Source organism: Bifidobacterium sp. ESL0728, assembly GCF_029392015.1.
Taxonomy (GTDB): domain Bacteria; phylum Actinomycetota; class Actinomycetes; order Actinomycetales; family Bifidobacteriaceae; genus Bifidobacterium.
Genome location: NZ_CP113925.1, coordinates 1,430,387 through 1,444,757, shown reverse-complemented (window position 1 = coordinate 1,444,757; position 14,371 = coordinate 1,430,387). Strand labels below are relative to the sequence as shown.

The window sequence follows — 14,371 nt, the reverse complement described above, 5'->3', positions numbered from 1 at the left end:
ATACCCGTACGCCTAGCCAAAAGTCAAACGATTTTGCACACTACGATAAATATCGATATGGGATACACATATTGGGGTGCATCCGAAGATTGCTCTTATCGCCCTTCTTGCCGCCATCGTGTGGGGGTGCAAGAATAGGGGTATGTGCGAAAACGAGAAAAGTATGGAAACTGATACCGTCGAAGGCAAGGATGTCGCTAGTTCGGCGCAATCGCCGATTGAGAAGCTCGCCATCGTCGTGGTGACCTACAAGCGGCAGAAGCTTCTGGCAAGGCTATTCGATTCGATCAAGGGGCTCAAGGCCGCCCCCTGGCGCGTGGTTGTGGTCGACAACGAGCACAGTGACGACACCAAAGTGATGGTGGGTCAATTTTCCGATGCGATCAATGCCCAGTGGGGCAAGACCGGACCGGACGAAAGCGGCAACACCGAGCGTGTGGTCTATGCGCCGCAAGAGGGCAATATCGGAGGTTCCGGCGGATTCTCGAACGGGGTCAAGAAAGCCTATGAGCTTGGCGCCGAATGGTTCTGGGTGATGGACGACGACGTGGCTGTGCTCCCCAACGCCATCGGGCAGTTGGCCAAATGGACGCTGCGTCACGACGTGATTCAGGGGTCGCGTCTTGACTATGACGGCGGTGACTTTTATTGGCAGTACGATTTTATCGTTCCTCTCGGCATCCCGAATCCCATCGCTCCCGCCGCGTTCGGGCCTTCCGGTTACCGTACGATGGACACGATGTGCTTCGAAGGCGGCCTCTTCCGCCGCAACATCGTCGAGCAGATTGGCCTGCCCGACCCGCGTTTCTTCATTTATTGGGACGATACGATCTACGGCTATCTTGCCAGCAAGGTGACCGACCCCATCGTGGTCAACGACAAGATCATCCAGCGCACCCGTGATATCGGCAACTGGGACATCGCTGGCCTGCGCCAGCTCAACTCGACCTCCGACATGAACCGGTATCACATCATGCGCAACCGCGGCTATATGGCCCGCTACTTCATGACACACGGTGACTATCGACCGGCCCTCTTCGGGTTGGGGACCCTTCTTACGGCCGTCAAAGAGGTTATCCGCCTCTTCGCCGTCGACCGGGAGCACGTCAAGCCGGGACTCAAGGCTATTGCCAAAGGATGGGTCGATTCGCGCAAGCTTCTGCACGACCCGAACTGGCAGCCCATGCCGCCGCTGAAAAAAGAGTCAAAGTAGAAGATTATGCGCTTGCAGGTTTAATTCAACCATTGATGCAAGCGTGTTGGCTATCGAGTGCGGTACAATGTCAACGATTATTTTTGTTCCGTTACCAAGAGAGGTTAGCGATGATTGAGACAGCACAGGCCTTTGGCGTTGATATTGGTGGCTCGGGCATCAAAGCGGCCCCAGTGGATCTGGAAAAGGGCGAGTTTGCCCTGCCGCGCTTGAAGATCCTTACGCCTGAAGTCTCCACGCCTGATGCCGTCGCGGCCATTGTGCGCCAAGAGCTGGAGCATTTCGAGGTGCCTGCGGGCGCCCCGGTGGGCATCGCCTTCCCCGCTCCCATCAAGCCTGGCAAGTCGCTCGATTTCATGGCGAATCTCGACAAGTCTTGGATTGGTCTTGACGTCACCGAGGTCTTCTCCAAGGCGTGCGGCCGTCCGGTCACCGTCGTCAACGATGCGGATGCCGCTGGTCTTGCGGAGCAGCAGTATGGTGCCGCCAAGGGCGAGGATGGTTTGGTCATCGCCACCACGCTCGGCACCGGCATCGGCACGGCGCTGATTTATCATGGCGTGCTGCTTCCGAATACGGAACTCGGCCATATCCAGCTTGAAAAGGGCAAGGGTGACGCCGAAAAGTACGCGGCATCTTCAGTGCGCGACAAGAAGAGCCTTGGTTATAAGAAGTGGGCCAAGCGCCTGACCAAGTATTACGGTCTGCTCGAAAAGTATTTCAGCCCTGACCTTTTCGTTGTCGGTGGCGGCGTCAGCCGTATGGCCGACAAGTTCCTGCCGTACATCGATATCAAAACCCCGATTGTGCAGGCCAAGCTGCGCAACGAGGCGGGCATCGTGGGCGCGGCATATTACGCGACTACCAAGCTCGTCTGATTATCTGATATTTTTTGGTTCCGTCCGGTTGGAAAGCCGGGCGGAATTTTTTGTATCGGTTGGAGGTCTTGAAGTAGAATCGTCTTTGGTAATCGCGCATCGATTGACGTCGATGGTTTGCGGGGATGACAGCGGTCGATGATAAGTTGACGGCGTCCCTTGTGTTGCGGTGCCCGAAGTCTTGAAATCACTATCCGGAAACAGGAAGATCATGCGTTTTTCGTCCAGGGTTGGTTCGACCAAACTCAATCCCATCGCCAAAGCCGAAGCAGAAGTTCGCAGCCAAGGGATTAAGCTTGAAACCGTCAACGATTCCAACCCGACGAAGCATGGTCTCGCCCCAAAGGAAGTGCCGGGCGTCTATACTGCGCAGCCGCGTGGGCCGTTGGCGGCACGAACACAGTTGGCCCGGTTTCTGATGAAGAGAAATGCCGAAGAACTGGCAGCGGAACATCCGTATCGCAATCATGGTGTGCAGCAGAACGATGACGGTTCAACTGCGGCATCGATTTCAAGTGATGATGACAGCAATCTCTGCGAGACGGCAGAACGTCGATTGCAGGATCGGTCTGCGCCCGTCGACCCGGATCGGCTTTACCTGCTGAGCTCCACATCCGAGGCCTACACATGGCTGTTCAAGCTGATGTGTGACCCGGGCGATATCGTGTTGGGCCCTAAGCCCGGCTATCCGCTGATAGAATCCATCGGCGGGCTGGAGAATGTGGACACGCTGGAATATCAGCTGCGCTTCGACGGTTCTTGGTTTATCGACGTCGCGTGGCTTCGCGAGCTCTTGGAAAGTCCGAAAGGCCGGAAGGTGCAGGCGATCGTCCTGATTAATCCCAATAATCCGACCGGCTCGTACATCAAACCCGACGAGCGTGAGGCGTTGGTGGCGTTGTGCCGCGAGCATGAGATCGCCATTATCGCCGACGAGGTGTTTTTCGATTATTCGCTGGAACCTTTCGAAGGTAACCGTCGGCTGGCAGGGGAGCAGGGTGCGTTGACCTTTGCACTTGACGGCTTTTCGAAGCTGCTGGCTGCCCCTCACGCGAAAGTCGGCTGGATTCAGGTCAGCGGGCCGAAGGATTTGGTGGCCGAAGCGCAACGTCGGCTCGACATCATCGCCGACGATTACCTGCCGTTCAGCGACATCATTGCCGAGCAAATGCCGGAATTGCTTGAAGCTGTTCCGGGGCAGCTAAAGCGTGTGCAGCAACGCACCAGCGCCAATCTTAAACGGTTGCATATCATGCTGGACGAGGACGAGTCCGGTCTGGTGTCGGTATTGCGTGCCGAAGGTGGCTGGAACGTGCTTCTGAGATTCCCTTCGGTTATCGACGAAAACGCGCTGGTGCTGCGCCTGATCCATGACTTCAACCTGACCGGCCAACCCGGCTATTACTTTGATATGACCGAAAACGGCTATCTTGCCGTCTCCCTGCTGCCGGAACCAGCTGTTTTCGAGCGCAATATCAAGGCCGTTCTGGCAGCAGTATCGTGCGAGCTTGAATGTGTTTGAGATTTGGGTGGCAGCGCTTTCCCACCAGGCGTCTTTGAAAATTGATACTCCTGAATGGCAATATTGTTAAAAGGCGGCGTTTCCGGCTTCTGCTGATTTTCTAAACGACAAACCAGGAGGCGACCGCCTGGAACAATGCCGGATTCGTTCGCGTCAGGGCGTCTTCGCGGCCGGGAACAAAAATGATCAGGAACGCCACGGTAATACTCAGTAAGAGCAGTATCGACATGAAAAGACGCACGGCGACACAACCCCAATCGATGCGAGGCTGCAAAGTCGGGGATGCAGCTTGACGATGGATCCTCAGTCTTCCAAACTGATTACGCGGGTTCGGCTGCGATGATGATTTCCCGTGGTCGGTTACGACGGAAGTCTCATTCAATATCGTTTTATTCCGGCATGGCCGCGCGTCACCCAGAATGGCGCCGGCCACCACAACAGCCGCCAGAGCTACCAACCACCCGAAATCGACCATATAGCGCCAACCGATGCCGCCTTTGAAAATATCGACAAGCAAGAGCAGCAAGGCCAACGGCAACATCGTAAGAACGATTCGCAGCAGGCCGGAACGACGGATACGCCGTCTTATGCCGGGTACCAGCAGGAGAACGACAAGCAAAAGTACCGGGCACAACACGAAAAGCCCGCCGACCAATGGTTCCGTATAGCTCCAGGACGCCAACGGTGTGGGGTTGATTGCCAGAAACGGAAACTCGCGTGAGAAACGTAGCGGCAGGAACAGGTAATAGCCGAGTGTCGGCAAAAGATTGGCAGGGGAGTTGCGGTAATGTGTCATGTCGGCGACGGTGATTTGGTAGCGTTCGCCGAAATCGATGGGGGAGCCGAAACGGACGTAGTTGTAGATGCACAACGGCACTACAACCACCAATGCGGGTAGCAGAACCGCGATCAGCGTGTTGATTATCGCCCTGCGTTTGACAGGTTTTTCCGCTGATGAGGACTTGGTGAATATTGAACGGATTTGTGGCCAGAATATCGGGAACGCCAGCAAAGCGACCAAAGTGAACGTAGGACGGCAGCCGAAATTCGCCGCCAGACACAGCGAGCCTGCGGCGAGATGGGGCCAGGAAAGCGGAGAGGCGTCGCCTATGGCAACCAAATGACGACGCGATGATTTTTCTGTTTTTGGAGTGTCATGCAATGAGGATATTGGCTTGGACTCGTTGCGAATTTTGATTTTTCCCTTGTCATAAGTGCGGTCAGGGTATCCCTTTGAACCCAGCCAGAACCACAGCCCCATGACGCTTAAAGCCAACGAAGCGGCAAATGGAACCGAATAGAAATTCATACGAAATGCCAAATAGCCGACTTGTGAGCCCAACAGGAAAAGTGTGATGGCCATCGAAACCGTTGCCAATGAGGTCTTGGGGTTCAGCGTTTTCAGCAAACGGATGACCAGCAGGGAGCCGAACAGCACGAAGACGAAGAGCAGAAGCGACACGGCAACTCCTGCGGGAAGCGCCAATCCACCTGGAATGAACAGCGAGGTCACCAGACGATACGGAGCGAAAATCAACAGGGCCGGCAACACGCCGAAATATGAATACCAATGCCCTTGGTAGTAGGAATAATCCCAATAAATCGGCGTGACACCCTTGTTAAGCAACATTTCGCGGGTTTGCGGATCATAAGGATTTTGAGCGGTTTTGAGCGCTTGCGGCACTGGCAGGTCAATCGATGTTTTACCATGAAGCAGGGAATCGGACAAGTGGTCGTATTGATTGAAATCATAGGTGTAATTGCCGGGTTCATGGAATGCGGACGAGTTGGCCGCCCATATCGATTGCACGATGGAGAGCGCTGCAAACGCGCCGACGATAAGCATGAATCCTGCAAAAACGAGCCTCTGTCGGATACTGGCCGTGTCCAAACGCATTCGCCATAACGCAGAAGATGGCATCCACAATGCAATTAACAAGACGATGGTGGCCATGGCCGCCACACGCCCCCAGCTGGCATGGAATGGTACGCGCACGTTGGCGTGGACGGCTGCGATATCGACGTGGGTTCCTGCAGGCTCGTCAACCCAAACTTTGATATCGGTGGTCTGTTGCGCTGAATTGAGGTGGGGAATGCGCAGGTAGCGGGAATTGGATATGACGGTCGAAACCGAACGGACAGGGGAGGCGTACCCGGCAGCGTCCACTCGGATATGGAAGGCAGTCAGAGGTGATTCCGCTTTGCCTTTCGCCGTGCTTCCCATATTTTGACTGGCATCGGCAAAGCCCAAAACCTCAGAAGGGGAAGTGAAACGGAACGTCGATTCGGCGGGATCAATACGTATGTACGGTGAACTTCCATCACTTTTTGTGGTAAGGAACGCCGAGCTCGGATCCGTGACCAGAAGCGTGCCGTCTTTTTGACGGGACAAACCCGGGCCAAGCGTGTTCAACGCCGAAACGGAATCGCGACTGGCCCCCAAGGTGCTCCAGAACTGCAGGTTGAATGCGAAACACTCCAACAGGAGTATGACCGCAGCCGCCAGAAGAGCGAAAATGGCGGTCTTGTGGCGGGCTGGAAAGCTACGAGAAGAAGTGTTCACATGTTTATTCTATAAGCTTTATGTCTGGCTGAATTGAAACAATTATTCACATGTCCAATTTCACACAGCATTTGCATGATTTCGCCTCTTCTTCGCGTTTTGGAAGGTTTGTTGAGTCGGCTCGCGGTATCGCGCATCGTGTGAATACGTTGGTGGGCAGCGGTGTTTCGAGGCATGATGTCAATGATGCCGGTTCGGCTTCGTCGTCGCGGTCACAGGGCAAAACCAAAACAAGCGCCATGATGCAGGAGCTTTTCGAACGTGCCATCCAGCTGGGGCCGATGGTCAAACGTCGTATTTTTGAAGATTTTCCCGATGTGCCGGGCGGAATTTCGCTGGGATGGGCGCAACTTCCGCAGCTCGATGGACGATTTTTCGCTCTCGGAGTGTTTCTTGCCCCGAATGAATTCTGCCAGGTCGCTTTGGTCGACGGCAAGGGACGCGTGTTTTTGGGCGGTGATCCGCAGATGGACACCCACGATGTCGATCCCGCATTGGTCTTTGGCAAAGAAGGCGATTTTTCGCTTTCGAACGACAGCAGGATGCGGGGAGGCAAGACAGGCGAATCCGCAACATCTCCCGAGACCGTTCAAAATTCCCGCGTTAAGGCGGCATCTTCCGAGGGGAACGGTGATGTTGGTGAGGGCCGTGGCATCGATGTGGTGCAGGGCGGCATCGTCGGCCGTGACATGTTCGGCCAGATGACCTGGCTCGCCTCCTGGCTCAAGCGCGGCAACTGCTATACCTTGGAGCAGATGCGTTACCGCCTGCCCGAGAATCTGAGACTCAATCTGGAGTACCGGGATGCGATGGCCATCGCTTTCTTCGCCACCTACATGCTTCCGCAGATCGGCGGACAGCTTATCGGTTTCGGCGCCGGCAATATCTTTCGCAGGCTCAACCGTGAGGCGCCGCTCGGTGCGATTCGCCGCAGCGTGCGCGACAGCCTGGAAGCCAGGACACATGGTCTGCGCGTCTCTGGGCTTGAGGATTATTTTGCCGATCTGATGCGCGAATCGGGGGCTTTGAAACCGTCGGCCGGACTCGAGGCCGTTCATGGGGCGGAACCTTTGCACCTCTATACTTCCAGCTATTCCGGTGCCTATTTCTTTACCTGGGACGACTCCCTCAATCTCGCCCCGGCTCTTGAAGCTTTGAACATCGAAGGCAATCTGAACCGTTTCGCCTCGGTCAGCGTTTGGCTTGAGCATAACGCGCACACCGGCGCGCTGCCGATCGAGGATACCGTCACCCGTGCTCAGGCGGCACAGATCGACCATGCGCTGCTCGAAAATCCGGCATTAATGGCATTGAAACCTTTGCCGAAAGAGGGCACGGACCTGGGTGAGTCCAGTTCCGTTTCATTATCACGAATGATCGGGATAGCAGGACAGGCCGCAGACCGTATCGCCGCAAATGCTCCCGGCGAAGACGATGGTGATGACGGTGTTTCTTCTGCACGAGTTTCTGGCCCAGCTTCTCGTGGCGAATGGGTCTATCGCCAGGCTCTCTCAACCCTATTGCGGCAGATACGGGTGCCGTACCGTTTCGATACCGAATTCCGTTCCAATCTGGAACTTGGCAATGTCGCAGTGGCTTTCACCACCGCCGGGCGCACCATGATGCCCACCAGCAGATACGACTCGCAACGTCATACATGGGTGGCTCTAAGCGACAACGAACGTACGGCCATGAGTGAACGATACAATCTGCGTGTCGGCCTGATGATCGCCGCACTGTGCTTCGGCGCCGATGAAAGTATCCAAAACGTCTCCATCCGCATCGATTCCATGGGGCTGGAAGAGGCGGTAGAACAGCAGGATTCCGCGATTTCCAAACTGATGGCACAGGCTCTGGGCGCTTTCGAACGCATGCCCGGCGGGGATATGAGAAGGGGAAGTTCGAAAGCCGATCCCAAGGACGGCGATATCCACGGTGATCCGTCGCAGGCCGGTGCCGTGGCGGCTGGTCACGATTCCATGCCTTTTGCTTCGCCTTCGGTTCAAAATCCCGAGGGGGCGGCGACAGACAATTCTTCCGAACCTCAAAATGACGATAGCCCGCAGAACCATGCCGATCCGAGCACTGAAGGACGGGGAACGAACCCGACCAGTGCGGCGCAAGTCCCGCCATCTTCTCAATCACCTCGCAATCCAGAAGGCAACGTTGCCTCGGATAATGGGGACGGCACGAATATGGCCGATGCTGACGGTGTGGATGGGCACAATGATGGCAAACTCAAAAATCCGAATCCGTCTCAAATTCAAAGTTCCGACGATGAAGCCACGAGCGACGATTCTCACGTCGACGAGGCACAGATCGATGCCCAATTCGCCGATCTGATGAAAGGCGTCGACCTCGATAGCATCGCCATGTCGGTGCCGCAGGGTGACCAACAAACCGATATTGAAGACGATACTGAAAACGGTGACGGAACCGACGGCAACGACCCTCTAGCGGTGTTGCGAAGCGGGCCTACTGCGTACAATATGGCGACCGTCACCTTCACCCGCGAAGAGTTCATGCGCGCCATCGCCTCCGATGGGTTGGATCATCCCATCGAGACCTACCGTAAGTTCGGCGCCTCGCTCAACATCGTTGGTGTTATGCCTCGCAACGCCAATCCGCAGTTCACCTTACGCGACAAGCGTTTCTCCCCTCTGGGGAGCCAGGAGGAACCGGAGCTCGCAGACGCGTCAATCGATGGCGACGCCAGGCGTGTGCTTGGCACCGACAACATCACTGGGCTTTCCATCCAACGGGCCGACCTGTTGCAGCGTGCGGTGAGTGATTTCCACCGGATCGCCGAAGACAGCACTCTGCCCAGCGTCACCAAGGCCCAGCAGGCCATGGCGATTGTCGACGCCAATGGTGACCCCGAATTGAAGAAGCTTGCACCAAGCGTGAGCAGCGCCTTGATTGACGGAGTGGATACCCCGGATCTCAATTTCACCATTGCCAAAGATCTGGATGCCGAGCGCGTCAAAGCGCGTGATCTGCTGTTTTCAGGCCAAGTCGATCAGGCCATTACAAGCCTCGAAGAGGCCGTCGAGAAAGTGGACGCGCTCTATGCGCCGACCGGCGCCCCGCGTTATTTCAACTCGTATGCTGAACGTGTGGTCTATAACCGTCTTTTCGCCACCAGCGATGAGAACACCGTGCTTATCCCAGACAATCTTTTCTATGCCCATATGGAACTGGCCGATGTGCTCGCCCAATTGCAGGGCGCGAAGGCCGCGCTGCCGCATTTGAACCAGATGGTTTCTTACGCTCCGGCCTACCCGCTTTCTCATATGAGGCTTGCCGTTCAGCTGGCGCGCGAAGAGGATTGGAATTCCGCCCGTGCCGCCTGCCTGAACGCTTTGCGTGTCTCGCTTGACCGTGATGATGCGGCGTATGCCTATTACCGTCTGGCCTATGCGGAATGGATGCTTGGCGATTTCGATGTGGCTGCCGCCAGTTACATCATGAGCGAACATATCTCACCGGGAAAGATTGGCTCGCTTGACGGCGAACTTCAGGAATTGCTGGCACGCGCGCAATCCCAGTGCATTCTCGTGCCGGTATCCTTCGAGGCAGCCCAGCAGGTGCTCGTCTCCCATGATCTGCCGGTCTGGCCGCATACCGAGGTCGGCGACATCGTGCGTGACGCGGCCCGTATATGCGTGGATAAGGCGCTTTTCGTGCCGGCGCGTACTCTTTCGGTGGCGGCGGCAAGAATGGATGACAGTGCCGACGACGGCATGGATATGGCACAGGCGCAGTTCCTGCGTTCGCTCAATGCATAAACCATGACTTCTTATGTCTCTTGATTGGTTTGGTACCTGACTTTTGGACGTGCCATATTCGAGCGTGGTGTTTCGTAAGCCGGTTCTGAGCAGTCCGAACGTTGCTTGCTTTCCCGACATGACCGTACAATCGGAGTGAACAGTGCGTGACCCATATTGTAATAGATTGTGGCTCGTGTGTGGATTGGATAGATAACATGGTCAAGTCGACGAAACCGAAAACCGGGAAAAACGATACACAGGCAACGTCGAAAGGCGACCAGCTGGCCTGGGATTTCGAAAGCGGCAATGCCGAAGCCGGCGAGAACAAGGGAGCCGCGCAATATGAGCCCGGTTCCCTTCAATGGATAGCTGCGTTGCAACATACCGATGCCGATGCCACAAGACTCGAGAAGCTTGATGTTTCCAAACTTTCCAGCGAGGCTGCGGCCCGGCTTTGGGCACGAGTGGCCGCATGGGTGGAAAGCGACCAGATAGCCTATTATATTGATTCCGATCCGGTTTCCTCTGACGCCGCCTACGACATATTCCTGCGTTGCCTGCAGGCGCTTGAGGCTGATTTTCCTGCTTTGGACAACCCGCAATCGCCCACCCATCGTGTTGGCGGCACGTTCTCCAATGAATTTCCCGATGTCACGCTTCCTTCCAAGATGCTGAGCTTGGACGATGTCTTTTCCATCGCTGAGCTCAAGGATTGGTATGAAGGCGTTTTGAAAGCGCTCGACTGGCCGGAAGGCAAGCCCTTGCCGATGACCTGCGAAGTCAAAATCGACGGTTTGGCGCTCGATTTGCTTTACCGTGACGGAGTTCTGGAACAAGGGCTGACGCGTGGGGATGGCACGACCGGCGAGGATATCACCACCAATGTGCGCACCATTGCGTCGATTCCCCAGAATCTTCAAGGTGTTTCCGAAGATATTCCGCGATTCGTCGAAATCCGCGGCGAAGTGTTCATGCGCTGGGACGATTTTCACGAGCTCAACAAGATCAACGAAAACGAAGGTAAGGCCCCGTTCGCCAATCCGCGCAACGCCGCTGCAGGCTCGTTACGTCAGAAAGATCCGCGGATTACCGCATCGCGTCACCTGAGTTTCTACGCGCACGGCCTGGGACTTTTGCAGTGGGCGCCCGGGAGCGTGAACGAGGGGCACGACGCCGTCAACGATCAGTCCGAAGCCTACGACCTCTATAAGAAGTGGGGAATTCCGGTTTCTCCCCACAACCGCGAAATCACGAGCTTCGACCAGATTCTCGACATGATCGACTATTACGGCGAGCATCGCGGTGATATCGAGCACGCGCTCGACGGCATCGTGGTGAAGGTCGACGATCTGGCGCTGCAGCGCCGGCTTGGTGCCACGTCCCGTGCCCCTCGCTGGGCAATCGCTTACAAGTACCCGCCTGAGGAAGTCAACACCAAACTGCTCAATATCATCGTCCAGGTTGGGCGTACTGGGCGCGTGACGCCTGTGGCGGTGCTGCAGCCTGTGTACGTCGCCGGTTCCACCGTGGCCGCCGCAACCTTGCACAATCCCTCCGAGGTCAAGCACAAGAACGTGATGATCGGCGACACTGTGGTGGTGCGCAAGGCCGGTGATGTCATCCCCGAAATCGTCGGACCAGTGCTGGAACGGCGCAAAGGCCACGAAAACGAGCTGCGTGAGTTCGTCATGCCCGAATATTGCCCGTCCTGCGGTGCCAAATTGGCTCCGGCAAAGGAAGGCGACAAGGACATCCGCTGCCCGAACGTGGAAAGCTGTCCGGCGCAGTTCACTCAGCGCGTCATGAACCTGGCCAGCCGTAAGGCGCTTGATATCGAACATCTGGGGGAGCAAAGCGCCATTGCTCTGACCAACCCGGAGGAGAATAGGCCGGATACCGTGGCCACCTACGCGCCCGATCTGCGCGATATCGAAGTCGGCCCCGGCGAGGAACCGGAGCCCTACGAACCGCCGACCGGACTTGAACTGCCGACAGAGCAAAAGCCGGTGCTTACCAGCGAAGCCGGCGTATTCAGTCTGAACGCCGATGATTTGAAGGATGTCGAAGTGTGGCGAGAATCCGCCATCATCGAGGTCAGCGAGCATGTCGATGAACAGGGGCGCAAGCGCAAACACCGCAAGAGCCGCGGAGGTTCGGGCTTGTGGCACCGCGTTCCGGCGTTCTGGACGGCTCCGATCGAGGCGAAGAAGGAGAAGGGTTCAAGCTCGGAAGCTGTTGCCGAAAGCCAGTCGATGATTAATGGTGGTGAAACTAGGCATGAACGGGCGCAAGGCGGAACCTCGGCACCAGCGCAGGCGCAATCACCATTGCAATCGCGGCAAGACGGTTACCCTGGATATAACGTTCCGGCCGATGCTGTGGTGGTCAGTACTCATCGGCGCAAGACACGTGATGGCATGAGCGTTGTGCCGGTCTATGTACGTCCCGGTGAGAACACCAAGAAGATGCTTGAGGAGATCGATAAGGCCAAACAGGCTGATCTCTGGCGGGTGCTGGTCGCGCTTTCCATCCGTCGTCTTGGACCGCCGACCGCGCGCCTTATCGCCAATCGTTTCGGCTCGTTGGATGCCATCGCAGATGCGAGCGTCGATGACCTTGTGGCCATTGACGGTATCGGCCAGGAAATCGCGGAATCCGTCGTCTCTTGGTTCTCTGATGCCAGAAAGCCGGGGGATTGGCGAGGCAAGATTCTTGAGGCTTGGAAAGCGGCCGGGGTTGGTCAAAGTGTTGAGGAAAATACCTTGCCGCAGACGCTTGCCGGCAAAACCGTGGTCGTCACCGGTTCACTGGAAGGTTACAGCCGTGAATCCGCGAAAGAAGCCATCGTCGAGCGCGGCGGCAAAGCGGCCGGTTCCGTCAGCAAGAAAACGGACTATGTAGTCGTCGGCGCGAACGCAGGATCCAAGGAAGCCAAGGCGGAGGAACTTGGCGTGCCCATGCTTGACGAAGCCCAGTTCAAGGCATTGCTTGAAACCGGCGAGCCAGGCGATAAAACCGAGTCTCAGAAAGGCTGAATCCGTAGTTTTCGCTGTTGAAGTTGAAGATATGGTTCCAAAGTGACCTTTAGAAGTTCTTTGATTTCGAATATTCGTCGGTGTCAATGACACAGGAGGTTGCGGATTTCGGAAGACTGCTTGCGAGTAGGGTTTGGCCTACCGAAGACGGCTTTGCAATAGACTTCGCGCTTTCTGTTGTGTGATACAAAAAGGTACTGGCGAGCCGTCTGAGGAAACGATACAGTGGAAGGCGAGTGGAAAGGAAGGTACGATGACGGATAACGGCACGATTGAACATCGGATTGAACAACAGGTTTATGAACGTCTGAGCCATGTCATCGACCCTGAACTTGGTCGTTCCGTCACCGATTTGGGCATGATTCCAGCTGTCAAAGCGGTCAAATCAGGCACGGACGACAACGTCTACGACGTCACCGTCCATGTCGAACTTACGGTGCCGGGTTGTCCGCTTTCCAAGACCATCAGCGAACGCATCACGCAGGCCGTGCTCACCTATCCCGGCGCGAAGCTCACGCCCAAAATCGAAATCAGCTCGATGAGCCGTGAGAAGCTTGAGAAGCTGGTCGGCGAACTCAAAGCGGAACGTCGGCAGAACCCCTTCAACAAGCCCGGCACGAAAACCCGTATCTTCGCCATAGCCTCCGGCAAAGGCGGCGTGGGCAAGTCATCGGTCACCGCGAACCTTGCAGCCACCTTCTCGGCGCTTGGCTACGACACGGCGGCGATCGATGCCGATATTTACGGTTTTTCGCTGCCGTCGCTCTTTGGCGTGAAGACACGCCCGACCGACCTTAACGGCATGTTGATGCCGGTGGTCGCCTGGGGTGTCAAAATGATTTCCATCGGGATGTTCGCCGGGGCCGACCGAGCGATTCTCTGGCGTGGGCCGCGTCTGCAACGCTCGCTCGAGCAGTTCCTCGCCGATGTATGGTGGGGAAGCCCTGATGTGCTGCTGCTCGACTTGGCTCCTGGCACGGGCGATATGGCCATCTCGGTTGCTCAGGCATTGCCCAATGCCGAGCTGATAGTCGTCACGACCCCGCAGCCCAGCGCCTCCGATGTGGCCGTACGCTCCGGTTTGGTCGCCTTGCAGGTGCCGATGAAGGTACGCGGTGTGGTGGAGAACATGAGCTATTTCGATCACAAAGGCGAGCGTCTGTGCATCTTTGGCGAAGGTGGTGGCCAGCGTGTTTCCGATCAATTGACCGAGGCTCTCGGCTATGATGTTCCACTTCTGACTCAGCTTCCGTTCCAGCCTGAAATCCGTGAAGTCGACGATTCAGGTCGGCCAGCCGTCCTCAATCCTGATGGTTCTCTCGCATCAACACCGGTTGCAGGTGTATTCAAGGACTTGGCGACCCAATTAATGGGGGAGACTTCCTGATGG

The 14,371-nt window shown here is 56.3% G+C and carries 7 protein-coding genes; 6 read left to right on the top strand and 1 reads right to left on the bottom strand.

Features of this window, described 5'->3' with window-relative positions; translation table 11 throughout:
• The first annotated feature begins 163 nt into the window (after positions 1 to 163).
• The 3 genes from OZX67_RS05695 (at position 164) to OZX67_RS05685 (ending at position 3,613) form a co-directional block, all read left to right on the top strand.
• On the top strand, positions 164 to 1,213 hold the full coding sequence (locus OZX67_RS05695) for a glycosyltransferase (protein ID WP_277141688.1): 1,050 nt from the start codon (positions 164 to 166) through the stop codon (positions 1,211 to 1,213).
• Positions 1,214 to 1,323: 110 nt separating this feature from the next.
• Complete coding sequence (gene ppgK, locus OZX67_RS05690) at positions 1,324 to 2,091, top strand: polyphosphate--glucose phosphotransferase (protein ID WP_277141686.1); 768 nt, start codon at positions 1,324 to 1,326, stop codon at positions 2,089 to 2,091.
• A gap of 211 nt (positions 2,092 to 2,302) precedes the next feature.
• On the top strand, positions 2,303 to 3,613 hold the full coding sequence (locus tag OZX67_RS05685; protein ID WP_277141684.1) for a pyridoxal phosphate-dependent aminotransferase: 1,311 nt from the start codon (positions 2,303 to 2,305) through the stop codon (positions 3,611 to 3,613).
• Positions 3,614 to 3,713: 100 nt separating this feature from the next.
• Here OZX67_RS05685 and OZX67_RS05680 read toward each other — a convergent pair whose 3' ends face one another.
• Entirely contained in the window at positions 3,714 to 6,176 is a 2,463-nt protein-coding gene (locus tag OZX67_RS05680; protein ID WP_277141682.1) for a glycosyltransferase, read from the bottom strand.
• Between the two features lie 50 nt (positions 6,177 to 6,226).
• Here OZX67_RS05680 and OZX67_RS05675 point away from each other — a divergent pair, with 50 nt between their 5' ends.
• From OZX67_RS05675 to OZX67_RS05665, 3 genes are all read left to right on the top strand, one after another.
• On the top strand, positions 6,227 to 9,964 hold the full coding sequence (locus OZX67_RS05675; protein WP_277141681.1) for a tetratricopeptide repeat protein: 3,738 nt from the start codon (positions 6,227 to 6,229) through the stop codon (positions 9,962 to 9,964).
• A gap of 197 nt (positions 9,965 to 10,161) precedes the next feature.
• Positions 10,162 to 12,981 carry an NAD-dependent DNA ligase LigA gene (gene ligA / locus OZX67_RS05670; protein WP_277141678.1) on the top strand — a complete coding sequence of 940 codons (2,820 nt, stop codon included), beginning with the start codon at positions 10,162 to 10,164 and terminating at the stop codon, positions 12,979 to 12,981.
• Between the two features lie 253 nt (positions 12,982 to 13,234).
• A complete protein-coding gene (locus OZX67_RS05665) occupies positions 13,235 to 14,368 on the top strand; it encodes a P-loop NTPase (protein WP_277141676.1) in 1,134 nt (377 codons plus the stop codon).
• Positions 14,369 to 14,371 lie beyond the last annotated feature (3 nt).

Excerpts from the sequence above, each read along its gene's own strand:
- OZX67_RS05695 (WP_277141688.1), top strand. The coding sequence starts at position 164 with ATGGAAACTGATACCGTCGAAGGCAAGGATGTCGCTAGTTCGGCGCAA.
- ppgK (WP_277141686.1), top strand. The coding sequence starts at position 1,324 with ATGATTGAGACAGCACAGGCCTTTGGCGTTGATATTGGTGGCTCGGGC.
- OZX67_RS05685 (WP_277141684.1), top strand. The coding sequence starts at position 2,303 with ATGCGTTTTTCGTCCAGGGTTGGTTCGACCAAACTCAATCCCATCGCC.
- OZX67_RS05675 (WP_277141681.1), top strand. The coding sequence starts at position 6,227 with ATGTCCAATTTCACACAGCATTTGCATGATTTCGCCTCTTCTTCGCGT.
- ligA (WP_277141678.1), top strand. The coding sequence starts at position 10,162 with ATGGTCAAGTCGACGAAACCGAAAACCGGGAAAAACGATACACAGGCA.
- OZX67_RS05665 (WP_277141676.1), top strand. The coding sequence starts at position 13,235 with ATGACGGATAACGGCACGATTGAACATCGGATTGAACAACAGGTTTAT.